Here is a 26,280-nt window from a genome sequence, read left to right as displayed (position 1 = left end):
GCGCGGCTCAAACGCCGGAACGGACGGAATCGCGACAGATGTGCGCGGCGCGTGATGCGACACGACGGTATAGACCCGCGCGGGTTCGCGCGGTATGGCGATGCAGATCAGGCCGAGGCCGGACGGCGCCCCGGCGAGATGCGCGCCGGATCCACGACGCGCTCAGTGCGTGCCGGCCTTCGGCTTGCGCGGCGCCTTTTCGAACAGGCGGTCGTACAGCCAGCGCGGCAGCACGTGCAGCACCTTCGCGACGACGCCCATCTGCCACGGAATCACGCGGAACGCGTGCTGCCGCGCGATCGCGCGCGCCGCGCGTGCGGCGAAGCGGTCGGCGTCCATCAGGAACGGCATCCGGTACGGGTTGTGCGCGGTCATCGGCGTGCGGATGTAGCCGGGCGCGATCGTCACGACGCCGACGCCGGCCGGGCGCAGCTCGACGCGCAGCGCTTCCAGGTACTTGATCGCGGCCGATTTCGACGCGCTGTACGCGCCGGAGCCCGGCAGGCCGCGTACGCCGGCGACGCTCGCGACGCCGACCAGCGTGCCGTGGCGCGCGGCCGTCATCGGGCCGACGAACGGCTCGAACGTCGCGACCATCCCGTAATAGTTGATGTCCATCACGTCGCGGAACGTCGCGAGATCGCCCTGGCCCGTGACGGCGCCCTGGCTGATGCCCGCGTTCGCGATCACGACGTCGGGGCAGCCGTGCGCGGCGATGAACGACGCGGCGGCGGTGGCCAGCGCATCGGCATCGCGCACGTCGGCGGAATAGACGGAAATGGACAGCTTGGGGAAGCGCCGCGCGAACGCATCGAGTGCATCGGTGCGTCGCGCGACGAGGGCGAGCGTGGCGCCCTGGCGGGCGTATTCCTCGGCCATCGCGAGGCCGAGGCCGCTCGACGCACCGGTGATGAAGACCTTCAGCGGAGTAGTCATGCCGGTGCGCGTGCGGCGATCAGAGCTTCTTGTCCTGAACCTGCTTCACGAGGAAGTCGAGCACCTGGGCCGTGCCCGGGATGCTGTTCGTGTAGGCGGGGCCAGTCTTGTACTTGCCCTGCACGACGACCGTCGGCACGCCGTCGATCGCGTAGTCCTTCAGCAGCTTGGCCGACTGGTTCACCTCGCCCTGCACGCTGAACGAGTTGTACGCGTCCATGAACTGCTTCTTGTCGACGCCCTGCGTGGCCAGGAAGTCGGCCTGCGCCTGCGGCGTCAGCAGGTAGTTCTTCTGCTTGTGGATCGCGTTGAAGATCGCCGGCGTGACCTTCTCGGAGATGCCGAGCGCGGACACCGCGTAGAACAGCTTCGAATGCGGGACGAAATCGTCACGGAATGCAACCGGCACGCGCTTGAACTCGATGTTGTTGCCCTGCTTCTTCACCCAGGCCTCGATCGTCGGCTCGAATTCGTAGCAGTGCGGGCAGCCGTACCAGAAGAACTCGATCACCTCGACCTTGCCGGCCGGAGCGGATGCCGGCTGCGGCGACTTCATCACCTCGAAGTCCTTGCCGGCGACCGGTGCGGCGGGCGAAGCCTGGGCGAGGCCGGCAGCCAGGCCCAGGGACAGAAGGAGCGTGCTAAGCAGTTTTTTCATGTTGTGAACGTCGAATCAGTTGCTCGGGTTACGGAACGTAACGGGTTCTGCGTGGGCTCGGCCGGTTGGCTTACTGCTTCGTGAAGCGGATCACCGCCGTGTCGACACCTGCATCGGACAAGCGTTGACGGGCCGAGTTCATATCCTCGAATTTCGAGAACGGGCCGACGCGCACGCGGAAATAGGTCACGCCGCTGACATCGCGCTTCGACACCTTCGACTCGAAGCCCTGGAAGCCGAGGCGCGCGCGCTGCTGCTCGGCGTCGCCTTCGGTCTTGTACGCGCCGACTTGCAGGAAGTAGCCGGTGTTCGCGTCGTTCGCGGTCGGCGGCTTCGCCGCTGCTGCGGCCGTGGCGGACGACGTCGGCTTCGGCGTGTTCGCGGCCAGCTGCTGTTGCTGCTGCTTTTGCGCGGCGGCCTGCTGCGCCTGCTTCTGCGCGGCGAACCGTGCGAGATCGTCCTCGCCGCCTTGCTGCTGTTGCTGCGCCTGTTGCGTCTTCTTCGGCGGCGGCGTGGTGTCGGCCGGCTTCGGCGCGACGGCGACGCCGTTGCCCGACGACGTATTGTTCGACGCGGTCGTGTTGCTCGAGCTGCCCGTGTTGTTCGAGCCGCTCGATCCGTTGGCCGACGGCGGCACTTCGACGATCTGCGGCTCGGGCAGCAGGCCGCCCTGGGTCTGGTTCGCAGCCTGGCCGGGCGCGGTGTTCGGCGGCGCCGACTGCGCGGCCTGCGGCACCGGCTGGCCGGGCGTCTTGCCCTGCAGCGCACGGTTCGGGTCGAACTGCTGAGGCTGGCTCGCGCCGTTGTCGGCCGGCGGCGGTGCGACCTTCGACACGAACGGCGACGGCGAACGCGTGATGTAGAGCGCCACCACCACTGCGATCGCGAGGCCGACGATCAGGCCCAGCACGATTCCAAGAAATGTCCCTCCGGCTTGTTTCGATTGCTTCGAAGTTCGGCGTGGTTGTGCCATTGCTTGAGTCACCTGCAAAAAGAATCGTGAGAGCCGCGGCGGGCGCTGCCGCGGCCGTTCACAGCCCGGATCGGGCTGCTTGCATCCTTACATCTTGGCGGGCGCGGACACGCCGAGCACCGCCAGACCGTTCTCGAGCACCTGCCGGGTCGCGGCGAGGAGCGCGGCGCGCGCATTGCGCGGCGCTTCGTCGTCGACCAGCACGCGCTCCGCATTGTAGAACGAGTGGAATTCGCCAGCGAGATCGCGCAGGTAGAACGCGACCGCGTGCGGCGCCAGTTCGTTCGCCGCGTGCGTGAGCATGTCCGGGTACGCGGCCAGCTTCTGCATCAGCGACGCCGCCTGCGCGCTCGTCAGCTGCGACAGGTCGGCGCCCGGCAACTGCGCGACGTCGACGTTGTAGCGCGACTTCAGTTCGTTGAGCACCGAGCAGATCCGCGCATGCGCGTACTGGACGTAATAGACCGGGTTTTCGTCGTTCTGTTTCAGCGCGAGGTCGATGTCGAACACGAACTCGGTATCGGCCTTGCGCGAGATCAGGAAGAAACGCACCGCGTCGCGGCCGCGCGTGATGGTCGCCTCGTCGATCAGGTCGGGCGCCGCTTCCTGGCCCGCCGCCGCGCCGCCCGACCATTCGATCAGGTCGCGCACCGTCACGTAGCTGCCCGCGCGCTTCGAGATCTTCACTTCCTGGCCGTCGCGCATCACGGTGACCATCTTGTGCAGCACGTAGTCGGGATAGCCCTTCGGAATCCCGATGTGCAGCCCCTGCAGGCCGGCGCGCACGCGCGCGATCGTGCCGTGGTGGTCCGAGCCCTGGATGTTGATCACCTTCGTGAAGCCGCGCTCCCACTTCGTCACGTGGTACGCGACGTCCGGCACGAAGTACGTGTACGTGCCGTCCGACTTGCGCATCACGCGATCCTTGTCGTCGCCTTCGTCGGTCGTGCGCAGCCACAGCGCGCCGTCCTGCTCGTAGGTCATGCCGGCCTTGACCAGCGCGTCGACCGTCTTCTCGACGCGGCCTTCGCTGTACAGCGACGATTCGAGGTAGTACTGGTCGAACTTCACGCCGAACGCCTGCAGGTCCATGTCCTGTTCGCGGCGCAGGTAGGTGACCGCGAACTTGCGGATCGCGTCGAGATCCTCGACGTCGCCCGTGCCCTTGACCGGCTCGCCGTCCGACGCGGCGACCGTTTCGCCGTTCAGGAAGTCGCGTGCGATGTCGGCGATGTATTCGCCGTTGTACGCGGCTTCCGGCCAGCCTGCGTCGCCCGGCTTCAGGCCGCGTGCGCGCGCCTGCGTCGAGATCGCGAGGTTGCCGATCTGCACGCCTGCGTCGTTGTAGTAGAACTCGCGGTGCACCGCGTAGCCCTGGCTCGCGATCACGTTCGCGAGCACGTCGCCGAGCGCGGCCTGGCGGCCGTGGCCGACGTGCAGCGGGCCGGTCGGGTTCGCCGACACGAATTCGAGCAACACTTGTTTGCCTTTCTCGCGATCCGACGTGCCGAATGCGCGGCCCTGGTCGAACACGGCGGCGATCACCGCCTGCTTCGCGGCGGCCGACAGGCGCAGGTTGATGAAGCCGGGGCCGGCGATCTCGGCGGCCTCGACGAGGCCTTGCGCGGCCGGCTGCGCGGTGAGCGCGGCGACGATCTGCTCGGCGAGCTGGCGCGGGTTCGTGCCGAGCGGCTTGGCGAGCTGCATCGCGACGTTGCACGCGACGTCGCCGTGCGCGGCGACCTTCGGGCGCTCAAGCGTGATGGTCGGGGCGACGGACGCTGCGTCGGCGCCTTTCAGCGCGTGTGCGACCTGCTTGACGCTATCCGCGAGCAGGGCTTCGAGGGTCTGTTTGTGTGCTGGCAGCATGCTGGTAGAAGGCTTCGTTGGTGGCGGCCGGAAACGCCGGCCCGCCGGCGCGCTTTTTAAGCGCGCGTTTCAGGGATCGCAGAATTTTAACAGGTGCTAATATGCCGCTCAGGCGGCCCGCGTCCGCGAGGCCGGACGCCGGTCTGCCGGCGTTCCCCAACCGCGCCGCGCAGGCACAACAAGATGAAAAGGGAATTGTCATGATTACGTTCAAGAGCAAGGCGGCACAGGATCTCGACGTGCTGAAGGATTTCGCCGTGTATGTGCTGGGTCTCGTCGGCAAGCAGCTGGGCGAGCGCGGTGTGATTACGCACGACGAGCTGGACCACGCGATCGCCAAGCTGGAAGGCGCCGTGGCGCAGGCGAAGCAGGAACGCGCCGAGCACGCCGGCCATTTCCACGAGGACGAAGCCGACCACGCGCACCACGAAGTGCCGCCGAGCCTGGCCCAGCGTGTCGCGCCGTTCCTCACGATGCTGCGCGAAGCGAAGGCCGGCCAGGCCGACGTCCACTGGGGCTTCTGAGCTTCCTTGCCTGGCTGGACGAAAGGTAAGTAAGACAGGAAAAAGCCCGCTTTCGAGCGGGCTTTTCTTTTGTCTGATAAAACGGGCGGCCGGCCGCCCGTCCGCATCGATCAGAGCTGCGGCGCGAGCGCGCGGCGCGCGTCGTCGAGCGACAGCGCCATGCGCTGCGCGTAGTCCTCGAGCTGATCCTGCCCGATTTTGCCGACCGAGAAGTAGCGGCTGTCCGGATGCGCGAGGTAGAAGCCCGACACGCTCGCGGCCGGCAGCATCGCCAGCGAGTCGGTCACGCTCATGCCGATCTCGTCCGCATGCAGCACGTCGAACATGTCGCGCTTCACGAGGTGATCGGGGCAGGCCGGGTAGCCGGGTGCCGGGCGGATGCCCGCGTACTTCTCGGCGATCAACGCGTCGTTGTCGAGCGTCTCGCCGCTCGCGTAGCCCCACAGCTCGCGGCGCACGCGTGCGTGCATCGCTTCGGCGAACGCTTCCGCGAAGCGGTCGGCGAGCGCCTTCAGCATGATCGCGCTGTAGTCGTCGTGGTCGGCTTCGAACTGCTTTTCCTTCACGTCGACACCGAGGCCGGCCGTCACCGCGAACATCCCGATGTAGTCGGCGACGCCCGATTCCTTCGGCGCGATGAAGTCGGCGAGCGAGCGGTTCGGCCGCATCACGCCGTCGACCACCGGGCGCACGCTTTGCTGGCGCAGGTTGCGCCACGTGAGCAGCACTTCCGAGCGCGACTCGTCGCTGTAGATCTCGATGTCGTCGTCGTTGACGGTGTTCGCCGGCAGCAGCGAGATCACGCCGCTCGCGGTCAGCCAGCGGCCCTGGATCAGGCGCGCGAGCATCGACTTGGCATCCGAGAACACGCGCCGCGCCGATTCGCCGACGATCTCGTCGTTCAGGATCGCCGGGTACGGGCCCGCGAGATCCCAGGTCTGGAAGAACGGGCCCCAGTCGATGTAGTGCGCGAGCTCGCTGAGGTCGTAGTTCTTGAACACGCGGCGGCCGATGAACTTCGGCTTCACCGGCGTATAGCCGGCCCAGTCGACCTTCGTCTTGTTCGCGCGCGCCTCGGCGAGCGTGACCATCGGCTGCGCCTTGCGGTTCGCGTGCTGGTCGCGGATGCGTTCGTAGTCGGACTTCAGCTCGTCGAGGTACTTCGCCGCGCCTTCGTCGGACAGCAGGTTCGACGCGACCGACACCGAGCGCGACGCATCGGGCACGTAGACGACCGGGCCTTCGTAGTGCGGCGCGATCTTCACGGCCGTGTGCACGCGCGACGTCGTCGCGCCGCCGATCAGCAGCGGGATCTTCTTCACGCGGAAGTAGTCGTCGCGCTGCATTTCGGATGCGACGTACGCCATTTCCTCGAGGCTCGGCGTGATGAGGCCCGACAGCCCGATGATGTCCGCGCCCTCGACCTTCGCCTTCGCGAGGATCTCGTTGCACGGCACCATCACGCCCATGTTGACCACTTCGAAGTTGTTGCACTGGAGCACGACCGACACGATGTTCTTGCCGATGTCGTGCACGTCGCCCTTCACGGTCGCGATGACGATCTTGCCCTTCGCGCGCACGTCGCCGCCCGCTTCCGCGAGCAGGCGCTTTTCTTCCTCGATGAACGGGATCAGGTGCGCGACGGCCTGCTTCATCACGCGCGCCGACTTCACGACCTGCGGCAGGAACATCTTGCCCTGGCCGAACAGGTCGCCGACGATGTTCATCCCGTCCATCAGCGGGCCTTCGATCACGTTGATCGGACGGCCGCCGGCCGCGGCGATCTTCGCGCGCACTTCTTCAGTGTCCTCGACGATGAAGGTCGTGATGCCGTGCACCAGCGCGTGCGAGAGCCGCTTCTCGACCGGCTGGTTGCGCCACTCGAGGTTCTCTTCCTTTTTCGCGCCGCCCGCCTTGAACTTGTCGGCGATCTCCAGCAGGCGATCGGTGGAATCGTCGCGGCGGTTCAGGATCACGTCCTCGACGCGCTCGCGCAGCTCGGGGTCGAGATCGGCGTACACGCCGAGCTGGCCCGCGTTCACGATGCCCATGTCCATCCCGGCCTGGATCGCGTGGTACAGGAACACGGTGTGGATCGCCTCGCGCACCGGGTCGTTGCCGCGGAACGAGAACGACACGTTCGACACGCCGCCGCTCACCTTCGCGTGCGGCAGGTTCTGCTTGATCCAGCGGGTCGCCTCGATGAAGTCGACCGCGTAGTTGTTGTGCTCCTCGATACCCGTCGCGACCGCGAAGATGTTCGGGTCGAAGATGATGTCTTCCGGCGGGAAGCCGACTTCGTTCACGAGGAAATCGTACGAGCGCTTGCAGATCTCGGTCTTGCGCTCATAGGTATCGGCCTGGCCCGTTTCGTCGAACGCCATCACGACGGCGGCCGCGCCGTAGCGGCGGATCAGGTTCGCGTGGTGGCGGAACGCGTCTTCGCCTTCCTTCAGCGAGATCGAGTTCACGATCGCCTTGCCCTGCACGCACTTGAGGCCGGCTTCGATCACGTCCCACTTCGACGAGTCGATCATGATCGGCACGCGCGCGATGTCCGGCTCCGACGCGATCAGGTTCAGGAAGCGCACCATCGCCGCCTTCGAATCGAGCATCGCCTCGTCCATGTTGATGTCGATCACCTGCGCGCCGTTCTCGACCTGCTGGCGCGCGACAGCGAGCGCCTCGTCGAACTGGCCGTTGAGGATCATCCGTGCGAACGCCTTCGAGCCGGTGACGTTGGTGCGTTCGCCGACGTTGATGAAGAGCGTTCCGGGCGTGACGTTGAACGGCTCGAGGCCGGCAAGGCGCATCATGTGATCGGTCATGGCGGTGCGAATTTTTTGATGAAGGACGTGGGGCGGTCGGGTCAGACGTTGTCGCTGTACTGGTTCGGCCAGCGGCGCGGCTTCACGTCGGCGAGCGCCTTCGCGATTTCGGCGATGTGTTCGGGCGTCGTGCCGCAGCAGCCGCCCGCGAGGTTCACGAGCCCGGCCTGCGCGAATTCCTTCAGCAGGCCCGACGTGACGTCCGGCGTTTCGTCGAAGCCCGTGTCGCTCATCGGGTTCGGCAGGCCCGCGTTCGGGTAGCACGACACGTAGGTGTCGCACAGCTTCGCGAGCTCGGCGATGTACGGGCGCATCAGCGCCGCGCCGAGCGCGCAGTTCAGGCCGAACGTGAGCGGCTTCGCGTGACGCAGCGAATTCCAGAACGCCTCGACCGTCTGGCCCGACAGGATCCGGCCCGACGCATCGGTGACGGTGCCCGAGATCATGATCGGCAGGCGCTCGCCGGTGTCCTCGAACAGCTCGTCGAGCGCGAACAGCGCGGCCTTCGCGTTCAGCGTGTCGAAGATCGTCTCGACGAGGAACAGGTCGACGCCGCCGTCGAGCAGCGCCTTCGCCTGCTGGTAGTACGACGTGCGCAGTTCGTCGAACGTGACGTTGCGCGCGCCCGGATCGTTGACGTCCGGCGAGATGCTGGCCGTCTTCGGCGTCGGCCCGATCGCGCCCGCGACGAAGCGCGGCTTGTCCGGCGTCGCGTATTTCGCGGCCGATTCGCGGGCGAGCTTCGCCGATTCGACGTTCATCTCGACGACGAGATCTTCCATCCCGTAGTCGGCCTGCGCGACGGTCGTCGCGCCGAACGTGTTGGTCTCGACGATGTCGGCGCCGGCCGCGAAGTACTGGTCGTGGATCTCGCGGATGATCTGCGGCTGCGTGAGCGACAGCAGCTCGTTGTTGCCCTTGATGTCGCGCGGGAAATCCTTGAAGCGCTCGCCGCGATACGCGGCTTCGTCGAGCTTGTAGCGCTGGATCATCGTGCCCATCGCACCGTCGAGGATCAGGATGCGCGATTTCAGCAGCGCGGGCAGGGCGGCGCCGCGCGTGTAGCGCGCGTCGAGCGGGGCGGAAGCGGCGAGAGGAGTCGCAGACATGGGCGGAAGATCGGCGAAGACGGGAAAACCGTCATTGTAGCCGGTGCGTCAAGCGGTCGTCGGCCCTCGCCGCGCGGGCCGGACGGCCCGCCAAAGGAAAGCCCCCGCCGGCGAGCCGGACGGGGGCAGGATCGGAGTGCACGCGGCGCCGCATCGATGCGCGGCGAATGGCCCGGCCGCATGACGCGCCGGGCCGCGAGTCGTCAGTGCAGCACGACGGGCATCATCATCAGGCTGTCGAATTGTCCGAGGAATTCGTCGACTTCGTCGAGCGACGGTTCATCCTCGATCAGCTGCTTCACGTGTGCGCGGAATCGCTCGGCAAGTTCGCCATCGATGAAGATTTCGCGCTGCGCATTCTTGTCGACGATTTCGTATCCGCCGGCATTCATCAGGTGATGGCCGGCCTGCGGCGCAAATTCGACGACGCAGTAGTTGGGGCTGTTGTAGATCATTTGCATGGCGGCACTCCTCTTCGCAGTGGCATCTGGCCTTGTTGTCCCCTAGGTGGGGCAAGCCTTGCCGGTTTCAAGGGGCTTGCGCTGCACACCCCGTTCCCGTTCGCGTGGGGTGTATCGGTTAGAAGCCGATGTCTATGAAACGTTTCCCATTGTCTGCCGGTGGACGGAAATAGTTGTTAAAGAGTGTCATCGGCCATTTCACGGAAATCTGTAATCGGTCGAAATTGCCGAATCGTGCGCGTTCACGCGCGAGTTCACTGTGTGACAGTCGAAGATGCCGGCGGTGCAGCCGGTTGCGCGGGCGGTTGTGCGGAAGGTTGCACGGCGGCCGGCGGCGCGGGTTGTGCCGGTTCCGCGGCCGGTGCGGCCGGCGCATCGGGCGCCGGTGTGCCCGCAGGCGCGTTCGTTGCGCCGCCTGCAGGCGCGGCGTCGGCCGGCACGTTCGGTGCCGAGAGGCGGCCATGCCACACCAGCTCGATCTGCGCGCCGTTCGGCTCGGTCTGCATCAGCCGCGCGGGCAGCCAGCCGAGCGACGGCGCGAGCCACATGTCGATGCGGCGCGTGTCGCCGTCGCGGCGCGGCAGGCGCATGAAGTGCCGCGCGTCGACGATGCCGGCCTGCGTCTGCACCTGCTCGTCGCCGATCACGGCGATCGGCCAGTTCTCGCCGCTGTTGTTGTCGATCACGAAGAACTGCTGCGTGACGCCCGGCTTGTACGCGGACGGATTGCCGCGCACGAGCCCCGACAGCTGCATCAGCATGCTGAAGCGGTCCTGCACGCCGTCGGGCAGCGGCGCGTTGTTCGGCGTGCGCGTGAACACGACCTGCCGGATCTCGCGGTTGAAGATCGCGATGTCTTCCGGCCGCTTGCCGCGCTTCTCGACATAACGGTCGGGCGCGACGCCGAATGCGTCGATGCGGCCCTCGCTGCGATAGGTGAACGGGCCGACGAACGGCACGGGCATCGACACCGACAGGTCGTACGTATGCCCGTCGGTGCGCCAGCGGATCGTGCCGATCATGTTCTGCATCCCGTTGTAGAACGTGTCGTACTGCAAGTCGCCGGACGGCGGCGCGGCGAACTTCACGCCATTCGTCGCGGGGCCTGGCGTTGCGGCGCCGCCGGCGGCCGATGCGGCGTTCGCCCCCGATGCACCCGATGCGCCGCTCGCGGCGGATACGGCAGCCGGCGGTTCGCCGTGCTCGGCGGTCTGCGTCGACGTGAGGACCGGTTCGGGCGACGGCGCGGGCTTCGGCGCGGCGGCCTTGGGTGCCGCGGGCGCTGGCGCGACCGGATGCTCGGCCGGCTTGGGGGGCGGCGGCGCGGGCTGGCGCTCGATCGGTTCCGCTTTCAGCAGCTCGATCTGCACGGGGATCTCGGCGGGCGGCGGCGTGAACGCATCGCGGTTGCGCATCAGCCAGAACGCCGCAAGCGCGTGCAGCACCAGCACGACGACGAGCGCGACGCCCACGCGCAGCCAGCGGCGGGGCAGGGCATGGCTCGGGCGGATGTCGGCAGGCGGCATGGGCATCGGAACAGGATCGGGGCGGTCGCGTGACGTCGGGCGCACGGCGCGTCACAGGAATCGGACCGTCGGATGCGCCGCGCGTTCGCGCCGCGTGACGCGGGATGAATCCGGTGCGTCAGGCGTCGCGTGCGTCGGGACTATAGCCGAGTTCGTAAGACAGTTTTTGCGCGCATGCGCGCAGCGCGGTGTCGATCTCGCCGCCCCACGCGATGTCGAACGAACCTTCCTGGCCGAGCGCGACGATCGCGAGCGCGAGTTCGCCGACCGCGTCGAACACCGGCATGCAGAACGCGTGGATCGTCGGCAGCAGCATCCCTTCGACGCGCGCGGCCTCGTGCCGGCGCACGTCGGCCAGCACCGCGTCGACTTCGTCGAGCGTGCGCGGGCCGCCGTGGTGCGGCGAGCGGCGCGTATCGGCGAGTTCGCGCTCGAGCATCGCGGCGGTCTTGCTGCGCGGCAGGTACGCGGCGAACAGCAGGCCGGTTGCCGAGCCGAGCAGCGGCATCACGTCGCCGAGCTTCAGCGACGCCTTCGCCGGATGGCTCGATTCCATCCAGTGCACGATCGTCGGCCCCTGGTTGCCCCACACCGCGATGCCGACCGTCTGGTCGAGGCGGTCGCGGAATTCGGTCAGCGCGATCCGCGCGAGCTTCACGCCGTCGACGCGCGCGAGCCGCGCGAGCCCCATCTGCAACACGAAGCCGCCGAGTTCGTAGCGCCCGGAGACGGGGTCTTGCGACACGACGCCGAGCCGCGAGAAGCTGACGAGGTAGCGGTGCGCCTTCGCAGGACTCATGCCCGCGCGCTGCGCGAGATCGCGCAGCATCATCGCGCGCGGCTCGCTCGTCAGCACGTCGAGCAGGCGGAAGCCGACCTCGATCGACTGGATGCCGGAACGGACCTTCTCGCCGTGCTCGCCGGAAGCGGCGTCGTCGGTGTCGGAGTCGGCGAGATCGTCGTCGGGAAGCGGGTTGGCGGGCATGGGCAGCGGGTGCGCGAAAATGCGGCAGGAATCGGGGTGAAAACGGGGGTGAAAACGGCAGGCGCGATCGTCGCGCGCCGCATGGATTCACCATCGTAAAATAGATTCCCTCCATCGTCACTACAACGGCAGAGTCCCCCTTATGAAACTTGCTTCGCTGAAGGACGGCACGCGCGACGGCCAGCTGATCGTCGTATCGCGCGACCTGCACACCGCGGCGATCGCCGACGCGATCGCGCCGACGCTGCAGCGCGTCCTCGACGACTGGGCGTTCTACGCACCGCAGCTGCGCGACCTGTACGACGCGCTGAACCACGGCCGCGCGCGCAACACGTTCGCGTTCGATCCGGCCAACTGCATGGCGCCGTTGCCGCGCGCGTTCCAGTGGGCCGACGGCTCCGCCTACGTGAACCACGTCGAGCTGGTACGCCGCGCGCGCGGCGCCGAGATGCCGCCCGAGTTCTGGACCGATCCGCTGATGTACCAGGGCGGCAGCGACGATTTCCTGGGGCCGCGCGACGACGTCGTGTGCCCGTCGGAGGAATGGGGCATCGATTTCGAGGCGGAAATCGCTGTGATCACCGGCGACGTGCCGATGAGCACCTCGCCCGACGCCGCGCTGAAGGCCGTGCGCCTCGTCACGCTCGTGAACGACGTGTCGCTGCGCAACCTGATTCCGGCCGAGCTCGCGAAGGGTTTCGGCTTCTTCCAGAGCAAGCCGGCCACCGCGTTCGCGCCGGTCGCCGTGACGCCCGACGAGCTCGGCGACGAATGGCGCGAAGGCCGCGTGCACCGGCCGATGATCGTCCACTGGAACGGCAAGAAGGTCGGCCAGCCCGATGCGGGCACCGACATGGTGTTCCACTTCGGCCAGCTGGTCGCGCACGCCGCGAAGACGCGCAACCTGCGTGCCGGCTCGATCGTCGGTTCCGGCACCGTGTCGAACAAGGACGCGAAGCGCGGCTACTGCTGCATCGCCGAGAAGCGCTGCCTCGAGACGATCGAGCACGGCGCGCCGCAGACCGGATTCATGCGCTACGGCGACACCGTGCGCATCGAGATGTTCGACGCGGCCGGCAAGTCGATCTTCGGCGCGATCGAGCAGTCGGTCGCCCCGCCCGACGGCACGGCGTAAGCCGCGCGGGGGCGTCACATACCGCGAAACCCGGCTCCGGCCCGCGCGCCGGGTTTCGCCCGATGTTTGACCGCGCAGGCTTGGCTACACTCGATTCAAGAGCCTCGAACAAGGAGCGGCACATGGCCGATCTCGCCGCGTACGGCGGTTACGAAGCACTGAAGGTGACGCGCCGCGACCACGGCGTGCTCGACATCGTGATGAGCGGCGAGGGCGCGAACCGCAGCGGCCTCGCGACCGCGAACGCGCGCATGCATCGCGAGCTCGCCGACATCTGGCGCGACGTCGATCGCGATCCCGACACGCGCGTCGCGGTGATCCGCGGCGAAGGCAAGGGCTTTTCGGCGGGCGGCGATCTCGCGCTCGTCGAGGACATGGCGAACGACTTCGACGTGCGCGCCCGCGTGTGGCGCGAGGCGCGCGACCTCGTCTACAACGTGATCAACTGCAGCAAGCCGATCGTGTCGGCGATGCATGGCCCGGCCGTCGGCGCGGGGCTCGTCGCCGGGCTGCTCGCCGACATCTCGATCGCCGCGAAGGATGCGCGCATCATCGACGGCCATACGCGGCTCGGCGTCGCGGCCGGCGACCACGCGGCGATCGTGTGGCCGCTGCTGTGCGGGATGGCGAAGGCGAAGTACTACCTGCTGCTGTGCGAGCCCGTGAGCGGTGAGGAGGCCGAGCGAATCGGGCTGGTCTCGCTCGCGGTCGAGCCGGCCGACCTGCTGCCGAAGGCGTACGAAGTGGCCGAGCGGCTCGCGCACGGTTCGCAGTCGGCGATCCGCTGGACCAAGTACGCGCTGAACAACTGGCTGCGCTCGGCCGGGCCGGCCTTCGATACGTCGCTCGCGCTCGAATTCATGGGCTTCTCGGGGCCCGACGTGCAGGAAGGCATCCGTTCGCTGCGCGAGCGGCGCCCGCCCGCGTTCCCCGGCGACGCACCGTTCTGACGCGCGCTATGATCAAACCACGCGCGGCTGCGCGACGCATGGCGGCCGCCTCGCTCCCCCAGTCAACCAGGATGCCCGTATGACGACCGATGCCTCCGGCGCCAACCCTTTCGCCGGCTTTGCCGGCTTCAAGCCCGCCGACATGATGGACCGCATGTGGGACATGATGCGGATGTCGCCGTTCGGCGGGATGGCGTCGTTTCCGGGCGCCACGCCAGGGCTGCCGCCGTCGCTGTCGAGCATGTCCGACATGATGGCGCCGCTCACGAGCGTCGAGGAGCTCGACAAGCGGATCACCGATCTGCGCGCGGTCGAGCAGTGGCTGAAGCTCAACCTCGGGATGCTGCAGTCCGCGATCCAGGCGCTCGAGGTGCAGCGCGCGACGCTCGCGACGCTGCGTGCGTTCGGCGCGTTCGCGCAAAGCTCGATGTCGGCGGCCGAGGACGCGGCCGTGGCAGCCGCGCAGGCGGCGAAGGCGGCGCCGTCCGGCGATGCAGCGCCGGCGCCGGATGCCGCCGATGCGCCGGCCGGCGACGCCGCAGGGCAGGCGTTCGATCCGTCCGGCTGGTGGAACCTGCTGCAGTCGCAGTTCAACCAGCTCGCGAGCCTCGCGATGGCGCAGCCGGGCATGCAGCCCGCCGCGCCCGGCGACGCGCAGCCGGACGCGGCTGCCGCACCGGAGCCGGCCGCGAAGCCGGCACCGGCCGCCGCCGCGCCGCGCAAGCCGGCCGCGAAGCGCGCGAAGCCGTCCGGCTCCGCCGCCGCGCGCGCAGCCGCCGCTTCGTCGCCCGAAACGCGTCCGCCGAAGCGCTCGACGTGACGCGGCGCAGGTAGCAGGTCGATCATGCGGCTCGCGCTCGTTCTGATGGGAGGCGGCGCACGTGCCGCCTATCAGGTCGGCGTGCTGAAGGCACTGGCCGAAATCGCGCGCGAAGCCGATCCGCAGCGGCACACGCTGCCGTTCGCGGTCGTGTGCGGCTCGTCGGCAGGTGCGATCAACGCGACGTCGATCGCGAGCCACGCGGACGACTTTTCCCACGGCGTGCGGCGCCTGCTCGAATTCTGGGAGCCATTGCGTGCCGATTACGTGTATCGCACCGACTGGCTCGGCATCGCGGGCGCCGGCGCGCGCTGGCTCGCGACCATGACGTTCGGCTGGGCCGCCCGCCGCTCGCCGCGCGGGCTGCTCGACAACGCGCCGCTCGCGCACCTGCTGCAGCGCGAGCTGAGCTTCCACCGGATCGAGCAGATGCTCGAGGCGCGCCTGCTGCATGCGCTGTCGATCACCGCGCTCAGCTATTCGAGCGGCCGGCACCTGACGTTCTACCAGGCGGCGCAGCCGATCCAGGCATGGCGACGCGCGCAGCGCACCGCGCGGCTCGTCGACCTGTCGGCGTCGCACCTGCTCGCGTCGTCGGCCATTCCGTTCGTGTTCCCGGCCGTGCCGCTCGTGCTCGACGGGCAGATCGAATACTTCGGCGACGGTTCGATCCGGCAGATCGCGCCGCTGTCGCCGGCCATCCACTTCGGTGCGGACCGGATCGTCGTCGTCGGCGCGGCCGACCCGCGGCCCGAGATCCCCGCCGCGAACGGCGCCGGGCTGGTGCGCGGCTACCCGACGCTCGCGCAGATCGGCCAGCAGGTGCTCGCGAGCGTGTTCCTCGACTCGATCGGCTCGGACATCGAACGCATCGAGCACATCAACCGGATGATCGAGCACCTGCCGCACCAGGTCGAGCTCGACAGCGGCTGGCGGCACGTCGATGTGCTCGCGATCGCGCCGTCCGAGCGCATCGAGCTGATCGCCGCGAAACACCTGAAGCAGATGCCGGCCACGATGCGCGGGCTGCTCGGCGCGATCGGCGGCAGCCAGCCGGCCGGCGCGTCGTTCGCGAGCTATCTGCTGTTCGAGGAGGCGTTCACACGTGAACTGATCGAGCTCGGCTACGTCGACGGGCGCGCGCAGCGTGACACGCTGGCCGGATGGATCGCGCAGGCGGCCGGCGGCAGTGCGCCGGCGGCCGGCACGCCGCCGGAAGACGGTCTCGCCGCCGGCGAAATACGGGTCTGACACGTGCAAGCTAATGTAAGGTTGCGTTTTCGCGACGGTCGCCCGCGACCGATCGCCGCACCGCGATTGGCGGCGTGCGACCGGGCGGGCGTCTCGGAACCGTCATGCACGCGTGCTATCATGGCCGCCGCCGTATACACCATATCGAGCAGCCCGCCGATCCGGCATCCGCACGGGGCCTTCCGGGGAACCCGCCTGGGGCAGGGGACGGGCGCGCCAACGAGCCGGCCAGCGCCGGCCCCCAACTCAGGCAAGCGCGGCCGGCTCCGTCCGAACGGGGCGGGGCTGCGGCATGCCCAACGGCGGCACGCGGCCGCCCGGCCGCCGGACGAGGAATCAGCGTCCGGCCGGTCGGTTTCCCGCGTAAAATTAGAGTCTTGGCTGCAAAAAGCGCGCTTGGGCGTGCTTGCGCGGCAACAGTCACGTTTAGAGAAGTCGCATTGCGCAGAACAGGGGTGGGACCATCATGAACACGATGCTTTATCCGGAACTTTACAGGTCGCTCGAAGCCGTCCGCTGGGACATGGAGAAGGACATTCCGTGGGACAAGTTCGACGCTTCGCTGCTCACCGACGAGCAGGCGAAGACGATCAAGATGAACGCGATCACCGAATGGTCGGCGCTGCCCGCGACCGAAATGTTCCTGCGCGACAACCAGCACGACAGCGACTTTTCCGCGTTCATGAGCGTGTGGTTCTTCGAAGAGCAGAAGCATTCGCTCGTGCTGATGGAATACCTGCGCCGCTTCAAGCCGGAAATGGTGCCGACCGAAGAGGAACTGCACGCGGTGCGCTTCCAGTTCGACCCGGCGCCGCCGCTCGAGACGCTGATGCTGCACTTCTGCGGCGAGATCCGCCTGAACCACTGGTATCGCTGTGCGGCCGACTGGCACACCGAGCCCGTCATCAAGCAGATCTACGAAACGATCTCGCGCGATGAGGCACGTCATGGCGGCGCGTACCTGCGCTACATGAAGAAGGCGCTGAACAACTGCGGCGACGTCGCGCGTGCCGCATTCGCGAAGATCGGCGTGCTGATGGCGTCGGCGCGCCGCACCGAGAAGCCGCTGCACCCGACCAACCTGCACGTGAACCAGGCGCTGTTCCCGCGCGACACCGTGCAGTCGCGCCTGCCCGATCCGGAGTGGCTCGAGCGCTGGCTCGACGAGCAGATCCGTTTCGACGGCGAGTGGGAAAAGAAGGTCGTCGAGCGCATCCTGCACAACCTGTCGATCCTGTTCGAGCGCACGTTCGCGACCGCGCAGGAACTGAACCGCTACCGCAAGGAAGTCACCGGCCGCCTGCAGGCCGAAAGCGGCCCGTCGTCGGCTGCGCAACCGGCCTGAGGCCGGCAGGTGCCGCCGCCGGCGTGAATCGCGCCGGCCGTGTGGCGCCGTGTCGTATCCGTTGCATGAAGCCCGCCTGGCCAGCCCGGCGGGCTTTTTAACTGGCGCCGCCGTCGCGTGCGCCGTCGTTCATTCCGTCCGACCTTCACCATGTCCGCTACCTTCGAACGCAAGCTGATCACCCGTGATGCCCTCGTCGCGCTGCGCGCGTCGCTGCCGTCGCCCGTCGTGTTCACCAACGGCGTATTCGACATCCTGCACCGCGGCCACGTCACGTATCTCGCCGATGCGAAAGCGCTCGGTGCGTGCCTGATCGTCGGCGTGAACAGCGATGCGTCGGTGCGCATGCTCGGCAAGGGCGACGACCGGCCGATCAACCGCGAAGAAGACCGCGCGGCACTGCTCGCGGCGCTGGAAAGCGTCGACTGGGTCGTGACGTTCGGGGAAAAGACGCCGGTGTCGCTGATCGAGGCCGTGCGTCCGGACATCCTCGTGAAGGGCGGCGACTACGACATGGATGCGCTGCCGGAATCGGCACTCGTGCGCGGCTGGGGCGGTCGCGCGCTGGCGATTCCGTTCGAGCACGACCGCTCGACCACTGCGTTGCTGAAGAAGGTGCGCGCGCAGCAGTCCTGAGCGCGGACCGGCGCCGTCAGGGCGCGGACGCCGCGAGCGGTGCAGTCGTGACGGCCGGCGGCGCGATCGGGCCGCCGATGACGGGCTGGTCGGTCGCCTGCGCGAGCGGCGTCACGTGCAGCGCATCGGGCCGTACCTGCCGCAACAGCACGCCGGGTTCGCGCGGGCCGGCCGACGGCAGCGGCCCGAACACGCCGCGCGCCACCACGAACGCGAGCATGTTGGCGAGAAAGAGAACAGCGATCAGCCAGCGCAGCATCGTCGAAACTCCTTGTCGTCATCGACGTCGTTCACGTCATTCAGTCGAGCCGGCCGCATGGCCGGCTTTTTCATGGCTTCCGCCGATCGATTGCGCGGGCGGTTGCCGCCGCCCCGCGCGCACTGCTTCGTCAGCATGCCGCGTGTCCGTCCGGACCCGCGTCGCCGAGCACCGGTGCGATGCCGGCGTCTTTTTCGTCAATCCTGCGCGGCTTCCGCCGCAATCAGCGCGAGCCCGGACAGGATCAGCCCATCGTGCCGCGTATGCGGGACCGTCAGCGCACGCGCGACGTCGTCCGCCGCGCCGCCGGCCAGCACGAGCCGCACGGGTGCCTGCCACGCTTCGGCAAGGTCGCGCCATGCGCGTTCGATCAGTCCGGCCTGCGCATACAGGCAGCCGGCCGACAGCGAGCGCGGCGTGTCGACCTGGAACGGGTCGGCCTGCGCGCCCGCGAGCAGGCCGCTCGCGATGTCGGTGGTCAGCGTCGGCAACTGCGCGGTGTGCGTGCCGAGCGCGCGCATCATCAGCGCCCAGCCCGGTGCGATCAGCCCGCCCGTGAAGCGGCCGTCTGCGCGCAGCGCCTCGAGCGTCGTCGCGGTGCCGAACGTCGCGATCAGCAGATGCTCGCCCGGAAACGCCGCGTGTGCGCCGATCAGGCCGGCCCAGCGGTCGCTGCCGAGCTGTCCCGGCGTCGTATAGCCGTTCGTCACGCCGCATTGCACGGGCCGCGAGCGGATCGTCGTGCGCGGCAGGCCCGGCCAGCGCGCGTCGAGCAGCGCGTCGAGCCGTGCGGCCACGTCGGCGCCCGCGACGTTCGAGATCCAGGCGCCGCGCGGCTGCGGCAGGTGCGACCAGTCGGGGTCGGCGCCGCCGTCGCGCGTGTGGCCGAACGCGCCCGTCTCGACGAGCGTGCGCTGCGCGTCGGCGAGCGCCCACTTGATCCGGCTGTTGCCGGCGTCGATCAGCAGGTGCGGCTCGCTCATTGCGCTTCGCGCAGCGACACGTCGCCGGCCGCGATCGTCTGCATGCCGCTCGGTGTGTCGAGCAGCAACTGCCCGGTCGCATCGATGCCCGTTGCGATGCCGCGTGCGCGTTCGACGCCCTGTTCGAGCAGCACGACTTCGCGGCCCGCGTACGCGTGCAGCGCATGCCAGCGCGGCAGGAACGGCGCGAGGCCGTCGGTGCCGAACTGCGCGAGTGCGGGCGTGAGCGCGTTCAGCGATGCGGCGAGCGTGTCGGTGAGGTTGGCCGATGCGCACGCGATCGACAGCGCGGCCGGCGGCAGCCCGCTCGCGAGCGTCGCTTCGCGCGCACGCAGCGCATCGACCTGCGCGGCGACGGCGTCCGCGCCGCGCACGTTGATGCCGAAGCCGATCACGACGGCGGTGGCGTCGGCGGTGGTCCAGACGGTTTCGATCAGGATCCCGGCGAGCTTGCCGATGATGCGCGGCGCGCCGTCGCCGGTGGTCGTCAGCAGCAGGTCGTTCGGCCATTTGAGCGCGACGCGCGAGCCGGCGTCGAGCGGCAGCGCGGCCAGCCCTTCGGCGAGCGCGACGCCGATCGCGATGCTGAGGCCGCCGAGCGCGTCGACGGGGCGCGGCACGATGCAGCCGACCGAACACAGCAGCGCATTGCCGGGCTGTGCGAACCACGGGCGGCCTTGCCGGCCGCGGCCGGCCGTCTGCTCGAATGCGACGCGCACGAGCGGTGCGGGCAGAGCCTTTGCGTTGCGCGGCAGCGCCTTGAGCCGCGTCGCGACGTCGGCGTTGGTCGAGCCGGTGGCGGCGACGATGTCGAGCGGCCACGCGCGCGGCGCGGCGTCCAGATGGGCCTCGAGCCGGTTGCGCGCGATGTGCGCGTCGCCGGATTCGGGCGTGTCGGAGGAGGTGGGGGCGTTCATGGCGCCTATTGTAGCGACAGGGGGCGTTGGCGCGCGCCGGACGGCGCGCGCAACCTGCGGGGCGGCGGCCCGCCGCCCCGCGGCTTAATGCTGCTCCATCCCCTCCAGCGCCTTGATGTCCTCTTCGGACGTCATTTCGCAGGCCAGCAGCGTCTTGCCCTTCAGCGCCGGGCCCTGGCGGGCCGATACGAGGATCAGCGCGCCGCCCGGGCCGCGGACGGTCAGCCGGCGCGAATAGCCGACGGACGACGCGCCCAGCATGTGGCCCTTCTCGCGTGTGAGCTGGTAGCGCTCGGCGAGCTGGCTGGCGACTTCGCCGTCGACGAGCACGCCGATGCCGGTACTGACGAACACCACGTGCTGCGTCGTGAAGCCGTCGCGGCGGATCGGCTCGGGCAGGCGATAGACCGCGGCGCCCAGCATCGACTGGTCCGGCTTCGGATCGGCCGCCTTCGCGGTGTTGTAGATCGAGTCCATCAGGTCCGACGCGAACGGCGGTTTGCAGAGCGCGGCGTTGAAGATGTCGTAGTGGGCGGGCGGTGCGGCGAGTGCGGCGAGCGGGGCGGCCGTGACCGAAATGACGGCCACGCCGAGGACGGCGCGAAGCCGCGACAGGCGATTGGACATGATGCAGTTCTCTCAGGTTTTGTTGTGAGGCTGCATGTTAAGGCATTGCCGCGCGCGCATCGGCGGGCGCGTTCGAATCGACGCCCCGCGATCGATGCCGTTTCCGGACGATCGATGCGCGGGGTCGAGGCGCGCGTGGTGCGTGTCGCAACCACGGCTGTCCGGCCAGGTCACGCTCGCGCGCGTCCCGGCCGAACGGCCGTCACGGCGCGACGACCGGATGCTTCAGCGCGTGCGCGGTCTCGATCCACTGCGCGTGGAACGCGTCCGCGTCGGGCTTGAGCCCGAGCTCGCCGTTGCGATAGGCCATCGCGAGCGTCTGCACGGCCTCCGGCAGCTCGTGCTCGGCGGCCCGGCGATACAGCGCCAGTGCGCGCGCGTCGTCGCGCGGCACGCCGCTGCCGTCGCGATACGCGTTCGCGAGCATGAAGTCCGCGGCCGGGATGTCGGCTTGCGACGCGACCTCGAACCAGTGCGCGGCCTGCACGGGATCGGCGGCGACGCCGTAACCGCTGCGATAGATCAGCCCGAGGTAATACGCGGCGGCCGGGTCGCCCTGTCCGGCCGCCGCGCCGAGCAGCGCGCGGGCGCGTGCATAGTCTTTCGGGATGTCGTTGCTGCCGAGCAGCAGCGCCTTGCCGAGCGCGAGCTGGGCGCGCCGTGCGGCCGGCGCGTCGGCCTTGCCGTCGGCCGTCGCGGCCGTTTCCAGCCAGCCGCGCCCTTCGTCGCGCAGCCCCGGTTCGTGCGCATCGACGAGCGCGATGCCGAGCGCCGCCTGCGCGGCGCCCGAGCCGCGGCGCGCGAGCGTGCGCAACTGCGCCAGCGCGTGCGGCTCGGTGGCCTGCGTGACCATCGCCTGCCACTCGTCGAGCTGCGCGGCGCTCGGCGCGGGGCCGGCGCCGCGCAGGCCGGTCGTCGCGACGACGGCGGCGACGGTCACGGCCGCCGCCGCGAGCAGCGCGGCCGGCGGGAGTTTCGCGCGCAGCACGCGCCGCGCGGCAGCGGCGAGGCCGGTTTCGGCCGGCCGCATCGTCCGGATCGGTTGCATCGCGTGTCTCATTGGGTCAGGTCGATCTCGTAGGTGGCGAGGTTCTTGCCCGAGCCGTCGTCGGCCGCGACCTGCGTGATGCCGGCCAGGCCGGCCGCCGCCGCGTCGCCGAGACGGTTCGGCGCGGACGCGAACTGGACGTGCGCGACCGAGCTCGCGAGCTTCGTGAAGCGCCAGCTGCGCTGCGCGCCGTCCGCCGTGCGCGTGATCGCGCCGCGTTTCTTGATGAATGCGATCAGCACGTCGCGGTTCGCGTCGGGCGACGCGAAGATCGTCTTGCTGCCGTCGAGGCCGGGGAAGTTGCCGCCGCCGCTCGCGCGGTAGTTGTTGGTCGCGACGATGAACTGCGCGTTCGGGTCGATCGGCGCGCCCTTGTACGTCAGGTTCCTGATGCGGCTGCCGAGCGGCTGCGTGACGTCGATTTCATACGCGAGATCGGCCGACGTGAACATGTCGAAGTTGTAGCCGGGGAACGTGCTGACGAGCGGCTGCACGGTCGCCTTGGTCGGGTCGATCCGGTTGAAGCGCTTGGCGGCCGTCTCGAGCCAGTTCTTCACGTCGGCGCCGCTCACCTTCACCGCGTACACGGTGTTCGGGTACAGGTACAGGTCGGCCGCGTTGTTGATCGCGAGCGCGCCCGGCGCGACGTCCGTGTAGTCGGTGCCGCCGCCGAAGCCGCTCTTGAACGGCGCGCTGACCGACAGCACCGGCAGCGACGCGTACTGCGGCAGGTTCGCCTGCACGTAGGTCTTCACGTAGTCGGCCTGCGCCTCGTTGACGATCTGGATCGCGCCCGGATCGCCGACATCCGCGAAGTACGAGTTCATCCGGTAGTCGGTCGAGCCGATCGGCGTCTTCACGTAGTCGATCGTCGCCTGGTGTTCGGCCGCGATCGCGGCGGACACCGACGGATCGACCGCGACATAGCTCTTGTCGGCGTTCTGGATCGGCCGCGCCTCGACGGTCGTCTGCGACTTGTCGACGCTCCACGTCTTGCCGTCGAACTTCAGGCCGAGCTTGATCACGCCGAGGTGCTTGCCCCAGTAGTTGGCCATTACGGTCGGCACGCCGTTGACGGTGCCCTTGACCTTGTCGACGCCCGGCAGGTTGAACTGCGACACGGTGCTGTTCGCGTCCGGGAACACCTGGTGCGAGTGGCCGATCAGCATCGCGTCGATGCCGCTCACCTTCGACAGCCACCAGCTGCCGTTTTCCATCGTCGGCGAGTACGCGGAATTGTCGAGGCCGCCGTGCGAGATCGCGACGACGAGATCGGCGCCCTTCGCGCGCATTTCCGGAATGTACTTCTCGGCCGCTTCCTTCAGGCCCGTCGTGTAGACCTTGCCGTCGAGCCAGCGCTTGTCCCAGTTCATGATCGCGGGCGGCGTGAAGCCGATGATGCCGATCTTCACGGGCGCGCTGACGGTCTTGCCGTCCGGCGTCGTCGCCGTCACCGTGCGGGTCAGGATCGTGTACGGCGTGAACAGCGGCGCGTTGGTCTTCGCGCTGATCACGTTCGCGAGCACTTGCGGGAAGTTCGGGCCCGCGCACTTCTTCTGCTGGGCCGGCGCCGGCAGGCCGTCGATCTCGAACGTGTTGCCGGTCACCTGCGACAGGTACGGCAGCCCGTAGTTGAATTCGTGGTTGCCGATCCCGCCGCCGTCGAACTTCGCGGCGTTCATCACCTTGTAGATCGCGAGCGTCTGGTCGCAGCCGACCGGCTTCACGAGCGCCTGGTAGTCCGACAGTGCGGTGCCCTGGATCGTGTCGCCGTTGTCGAGCAGCAGCGTGTTCGGATACTGCTTGCGCGCCTGCGCGATCAGCGTCGACACGCGCTCGAAGCCGAGCGAATTGTCGGCGGCGAGCTTGAAATAGTCATACGACAGCACGTTGGTGTGCAGGTCGGTCGTCTCCAGCAGCGCGAGCGTGGCCGTCGTGCCGACGGGCGCCTGGGCCTGCGGCTGCGACGGCTGCGTGGCGGTGACGTCGTCGCCGCCGCAGCCGGCGAGGGCGAAGGCGAGGCTGGCGAGCGCGGCGGCGGCCGGTACGTGCCGGCGGGAAAGCGGGGGGAAACGCATCGGTTGTCCTGTTCGGTGTTCTGTTTTATGAAACGCGAGGTACGCACGAATGGCGGCGCGGGGCGCCGACGGCCTGAGGTGCGGCGCGTGAGAGTATCGAAAGGAAACGTGACGGAAGAATGAAAGGTCGCGATGTCGGCGGCGGGCCGACGCGGGCGGCAGCGGGCAGGCCCGGCCCAGCCCAGCCTCCCCGGCCCGGCGCCCGCGGCTGCGCGCCCCGAGCCCCGCGCCCGCACCGAAATCCTCACGTCGCGGCGCCGGGCGGTTCGCTACAATGGCCGCTGTCATCCTTTTGCAAACAACCTGCCCTTGGACTTCGAGACTCCTCCCGGCCTGTCGGTCGACGCCGGCGGCCAGGGCCAGACGGTGCGCCTCTACGGCCAGTGGACCGCGCTCGCGCTCGCGCGCAATCGCGGCGCGGTCGCACGCCGCGTCGCGAGCATCGCCACCGGGCGCGTGAGCGAATGGGATCTGTCCGGCATCGAGCGGCTCGACCACGTCGGCGGGCAGGCGCTGTGGCGCGTGTGGGGCCGCAAGCTGCCGGCCGGCGTCGCGCTGAGCGCCACGCAGCGCACGATCTTCGAGCGCATCGAGCGGCTCGACAGCGAGCGCGAGGCGCCGGAACGCGTCGTGCGCTTCGGTCCCGTCACGCGGCTCGGCCTGGCGATCTTCGCGTTCGGCGAACACCTGCAGGGCGGCATCGCGATGTTCGGCCGCGTGATCCTCGATGCGCTGTCGGTGCTGCGCCGCCCGAAGACGATGCCGTGGAAGGAAACCTCGGCGAACATCTACAGCGCGGGCGCGCAGGCGCTGCCGATCACCGCGCTCGTCGCGTTCCTGATCGGCATCGTGCTCAGCTACCTGTCCGCGCAACAGCTGCAGATGTTCGGCGCGAACCGCTACATCGTGAACATCCTCGGGCTGTCGGTGATCCGCGAGCTCGGCCCGGTGCTGTCGGCGATCCTCGTCGCGGGCCGCTCGGGCTCGGCGATCACCGCGCAGATCGGCGTGATGCGCGTGACCGAGGAGCTCGACGCGATGCGCGTGATGGGCATCCCGCACGGGCTGCGGCTGATCCTGCCGCGCGTGCTCGCGCTCGGCATCGCCATGCCGCTGCTCGTGATGTGGACCAACATCATCGCGCTGACGGGCGGCGCGCTCGCCGCGAAGCTCGTGCTCGGGATCGACGTCAACTATTTCGTGCGCTCGCTGCCGGGCGTCGTGCCGATCGCGAACCTGTACATCGGCGTCGGCAAGGGCGTCGTGTTCGGCATGCTGATCGCGCTGGTCGCGTGCCATTTCGGCTTCCGGATCAAGGCGAACTCGCAGAGCCTCGGTGAAGGCACGACCACCTCGGTCGTATCGTCGATCACGGTCGTGATCCTCGCCGACGCGGTGTTCGCGATCCTGTTCCAGAACGTGGGGCTCGGATGAACGCATCGAACGAAACGACCGCGCACGCGGCGGCCGTCGGCGCCGGGTCGGTCGGCACGCGGCCGGCCGGGGAGGCCGGAGCCGGCGATCTCGTGATCGAGGTGCGCAACCTGACCAAGCGCTACGGGCGCAACATCATTCACCAGAAGCTCGACTTCGACGTGCGGCGCGGCGAGATCGTGTCGATCGTCGGCGGCTCGGGCTCCGGCAAGACGACGCTCGTGCGGCAGATCCTCGGCCTCGAGCGGCCGACGTCGGGCACGATCAAGGTGTTCGGCGAAGATACCGCGACGATCGACGACGCGAGCGCGAGGATGATGCGTACGCGTTCGGGGATGCTGTTCCAGCAGGGCGCGCTGTTCTCGTCGATGACGGTGTTCGACAACGTCGCGCAGCCGCTGCGCGAGCTCGGCCGCGTGCCGCCGGACCTGCTGCACGACATCGTGATGCTGAAGCTCGAGATGGTCGGGCTGCCGTGCAAGCACGCGTCGAAGATGCCGGCCGCGCTGTCGGGCGGGATGGTGAAACGCGTCGGCATCGCGCGCGCGATCGCGCTGGAGCCCGAGCTGCTGTTCCTCGACGAGCCGACGGCCGGCCTCGATCCGCAGGCGTCGGACGAATTCGTCGAGCTGATCGCGACGCTGCACCGCACGCTCGGGCTGACCGTCGTGATGGTGACGCACGACCTCGACACGATGGTCGCGCTGTCGACGCGCGTCGCGGTGCTGGCCGACCGCAAGGTGCTGGTCGCCGCGCCGGTCGAGGAGGCCGCGAACGTCGACCATCCGTTCATCCACGAATATTTCCTGGGGCTGCGCGGGCGCCGCGCATTGCAGGCGCTGCCGCCCGAGCGGCGCGCGAAGCTGCCGAAGGCGGCCCTCGAACCGGCGCTGTCGAGCGTCGAGCTGTAGAAGCAAGGAACCCGCGA

General features: G+C 68.8%; 25 protein-coding genes. 9 read left to right on the top strand and 16 right to left on the bottom strand.

The window, feature by feature from the left end:
* Positions 1-162: 162 nt before the first annotated feature.
* The 4 genes from DIE03_RS17015 to argS form a co-directional block, all read right to left on the bottom strand.
* On the bottom strand, positions 163-936 hold the full coding sequence (locus DIE03_RS17015; protein ID WP_124452265.1) for an SDR family oxidoreductase: 774 nt from the start codon (positions 934-936) through the stop codon (positions 163-165).
* Positions 937-955: 19 nt separating this feature from the next.
* On the bottom strand, positions 956-1,594 hold the full coding sequence (locus tag DIE03_RS17010) for a thiol:disulfide interchange protein DsbA/DsbL (protein ID WP_124452263.1): 639 nt from the start codon (positions 1,592-1,594) through the stop codon (positions 956-958).
* A 70-nt stretch (positions 1,595-1,664) separates the two neighbouring features.
* Positions 1,665-2,567 carry an SPOR domain-containing protein gene (locus DIE03_RS17005; RefSeq protein ID WP_124452261.1) on the bottom strand — a complete coding sequence of 301 codons (903 nt, stop codon included), beginning with the start codon at positions 2,565-2,567 and terminating at the stop codon, positions 1,665-1,667.
* Between the two features lie 87 nt (positions 2,568-2,654).
* On the bottom strand, positions 2,655-4,436 hold the full coding sequence (argS, locus tag DIE03_RS17000) for an arginine--tRNA ligase (RefSeq protein WP_124452259.1): 1,782 nt from the start codon (positions 4,434-4,436) through the stop codon (positions 2,655-2,657).
* Positions 4,437-4,636: 200 nt separating this feature from the next.
* Between argS and DIE03_RS16995 the strand changes: the two genes are divergently transcribed.
* A complete protein-coding gene (locus DIE03_RS16995) occupies positions 4,637-4,960 on the top strand; it encodes a DUF1840 domain-containing protein (RefSeq protein ID WP_006489103.1) in 324 nt (107 codons plus the stop codon).
* A 110-nt stretch (positions 4,961-5,070) separates the two neighbouring features.
* On the opposite strand, the gene metH is transcribed toward DIE03_RS16995, so the two are convergent.
* The 5 genes from metH to DIE03_RS16965 all read right to left on the bottom strand — a co-directional run bounded on the left by metH (position 5,071) and on the right by DIE03_RS16965 (position 11,869).
* Positions 5,071-7,788 (bottom strand): methionine synthase, encoded by a 2,718-nt coding sequence (metH, locus tag DIE03_RS16990; protein WP_185658175.1) that lies wholly within the window; start codon positions 7,786-7,788, stop codon positions 5,071-5,073.
* A 41-nt stretch (positions 7,789-7,829) separates the two neighbouring features.
* On the bottom strand, positions 7,830-8,897 hold the full coding sequence (locus DIE03_RS16985; protein ID WP_124452257.1) for a homocysteine S-methyltransferase family protein: 1,068 nt from the start codon (positions 8,895-8,897) through the stop codon (positions 7,830-7,832).
* Positions 8,898-9,100: 203 nt separating this feature from the next.
* Positions 9,101-9,358, bottom strand: coding sequence for a DUF3567 domain-containing protein (locus DIE03_RS16980; protein ID WP_006477667.1), 258 nt, complete (start codon positions 9,356-9,358; stop codon positions 9,101-9,103).
* Positions 9,359-9,612: 254 nt separating this feature from the next.
* The gene (locus DIE03_RS16970; protein WP_124452255.1) at positions 9,613-10,890 is read right to left on the bottom strand and encodes a DUF3108 domain-containing protein; all 1,278 of its coding nucleotides are present in this window, start codon (positions 10,888-10,890) and stop codon (positions 9,613-9,615) included.
* A 112-nt stretch (positions 10,891-11,002) separates the two neighbouring features.
* The gene (locus DIE03_RS16965) at positions 11,003-11,869 is read right to left on the bottom strand and encodes an IclR family transcriptional regulator (protein ID WP_124452253.1); all 867 of its coding nucleotides are present in this window, start codon (positions 11,867-11,869) and stop codon (positions 11,003-11,005) included.
* A gap of 142 nt (positions 11,870-12,011) precedes the next feature.
* Between DIE03_RS16965 and DIE03_RS16960 the strand changes: the two genes are divergently transcribed.
* The 6 genes from DIE03_RS16960 (at position 12,012) to rfaE2 (ending at position 18,006) form a co-directional block, all read left to right on the top strand.
* On the top strand, positions 12,012-13,004 hold the full coding sequence (locus tag DIE03_RS16960; protein WP_124452251.1) for a fumarylacetoacetate hydrolase family protein: 993 nt from the start codon (positions 12,012-12,014) through the stop codon (positions 13,002-13,004).
* Positions 13,005-13,126: 122 nt separating this feature from the next.
* Positions 13,127-13,954, top strand: coding sequence for an enoyl-CoA hydratase/isomerase family protein (locus DIE03_RS16955; protein ID WP_124452249.1), 828 nt, complete (start codon positions 13,127-13,129; stop codon positions 13,952-13,954).
* A gap of 79 nt (positions 13,955-14,033) precedes the next feature.
* The gene (locus tag DIE03_RS16950; protein WP_124452247.1) at positions 14,034-14,774 is read left to right on the top strand and encodes a PhaM family polyhydroxyalkanoate granule multifunctional regulatory protein; all 741 of its coding nucleotides are present in this window, start codon (positions 14,034-14,036) and stop codon (positions 14,772-14,774) included.
* A 24-nt stretch (positions 14,775-14,798) separates the two neighbouring features.
* Positions 14,799-16,025, top strand: coding sequence for a patatin-like phospholipase family protein (locus DIE03_RS16945; protein ID WP_124452244.1), 1,227 nt, complete (start codon positions 14,799-14,801; stop codon positions 16,023-16,025).
* Positions 16,026-16,491: 466 nt separating this feature from the next.
* Positions 16,492-17,370 carry a diiron oxygenase gene (locus tag DIE03_RS16935; RefSeq protein ID WP_011353352.1) on the top strand — a complete coding sequence of 293 codons (879 nt, stop codon included), beginning with the start codon at positions 16,492-16,494 and terminating at the stop codon, positions 17,368-17,370.
* Positions 17,371-17,520: 150 nt separating this feature from the next.
* A complete protein-coding gene (gene rfaE2 / locus DIE03_RS16930; RefSeq protein ID WP_012329309.1) occupies positions 17,521-18,006 on the top strand; it encodes a D-glycero-beta-D-manno-heptose 1-phosphate adenylyltransferase in 486 nt (161 codons plus the stop codon).
* A gap of 16 nt (positions 18,007-18,022) precedes the next feature.
* Here rfaE2 and DIE03_RS16925 read toward each other — a convergent pair whose 3' ends face one another.
* The 7 genes from DIE03_RS16925 to DIE03_RS16900 all read right to left on the bottom strand — a co-directional run bounded on the left by DIE03_RS16925 (position 18,023) and on the right by DIE03_RS16900 (position 24,206).
* Positions 18,023-18,265, bottom strand: coding sequence for a hypothetical protein (locus tag DIE03_RS16925; protein ID WP_124452242.1), 243 nt, complete (start codon positions 18,263-18,265; stop codon positions 18,023-18,025).
* Positions 18,250-18,402: a hypothetical protein gene (locus tag DIE03_RS38315; RefSeq protein ID WP_185658174.1), complete on the bottom strand. Its 153-nt coding sequence runs from the start codon at positions 18,400-18,402 to the stop codon at positions 18,250-18,252. Before DIE03_RS38315 ends, DIE03_RS16925 begins: the two co-directional genes overlap by 16 nt.
* Before the next feature lie 60 nt (positions 18,403-18,462).
* The gene (locus DIE03_RS16920) at positions 18,463-19,248 is read right to left on the bottom strand and encodes a type III pantothenate kinase (RefSeq protein ID WP_124452240.1); all 786 of its coding nucleotides are present in this window, start codon (positions 19,246-19,248) and stop codon (positions 18,463-18,465) included.
* Complete coding sequence (locus tag DIE03_RS16915) at positions 19,245-20,165, bottom strand: biotin--[acetyl-CoA-carboxylase] ligase (protein WP_124452238.1); 921 nt, start codon at positions 20,163-20,165, stop codon at positions 19,245-19,247. Before DIE03_RS16915 ends, DIE03_RS16920 begins: the two co-directional genes overlap by 4 nt.
* An 84-nt stretch (positions 20,166-20,249) precedes the next feature.
* Positions 20,250-20,792, bottom strand: a complete 543-nt coding sequence (locus DIE03_RS16910; protein WP_124452236.1) for a hypothetical protein — start codon at positions 20,790-20,792, stop codon at positions 20,250-20,252.
* Positions 20,793-20,994: 202 nt separating this feature from the next.
* Entirely contained in the window at positions 20,995-21,840 is an 846-nt protein-coding gene (locus tag DIE03_RS16905) for a tetratricopeptide repeat protein (protein WP_124452234.1), read from the bottom strand.
* Positions 21,841-21,848: 8 nt separating this feature from the next.
* Positions 21,849-24,206, bottom strand: a complete 2,358-nt coding sequence (locus DIE03_RS16900) for a bifunctional 2',3'-cyclic-nucleotide 2'-phosphodiesterase/3'-nucleotidase (RefSeq protein WP_409364424.1) — start codon at positions 24,204-24,206, stop codon at positions 21,849-21,851.
* Between the two features lie 21 nt (positions 24,207-24,227).
* On the opposite strand from DIE03_RS16900, the gene DIE03_RS16895 reads away from it, so the two are divergent.
* Positions 24,228-25,352, top strand: coding sequence for an ABC transporter permease (locus DIE03_RS16895; protein ID WP_124452230.1), 1,125 nt, complete (start codon positions 24,228-24,230; stop codon positions 25,350-25,352).
* Positions 25,349-26,263, top strand: coding sequence for an ABC transporter ATP-binding protein (locus tag DIE03_RS16890; protein WP_124452228.1), 915 nt, complete (start codon positions 25,349-25,351; stop codon positions 26,261-26,263). Before DIE03_RS16895 ends, DIE03_RS16890 begins: the two co-directional genes overlap by 4 nt.
* Positions 26,264-26,280 lie beyond the last annotated feature (17 nt).

Source organism: Burkholderia sp. Bp8992 (genome assembly GCF_003853705.1).
Classification (GTDB): Bacteria; Pseudomonadota; Gammaproteobacteria; order Burkholderiales; family Burkholderiaceae; genus Burkholderia.
The sequence above is the reverse complement of the archived record's forward strand: the minus strand, read 5'-3'. Positions and strand labels throughout refer to the sequence as shown.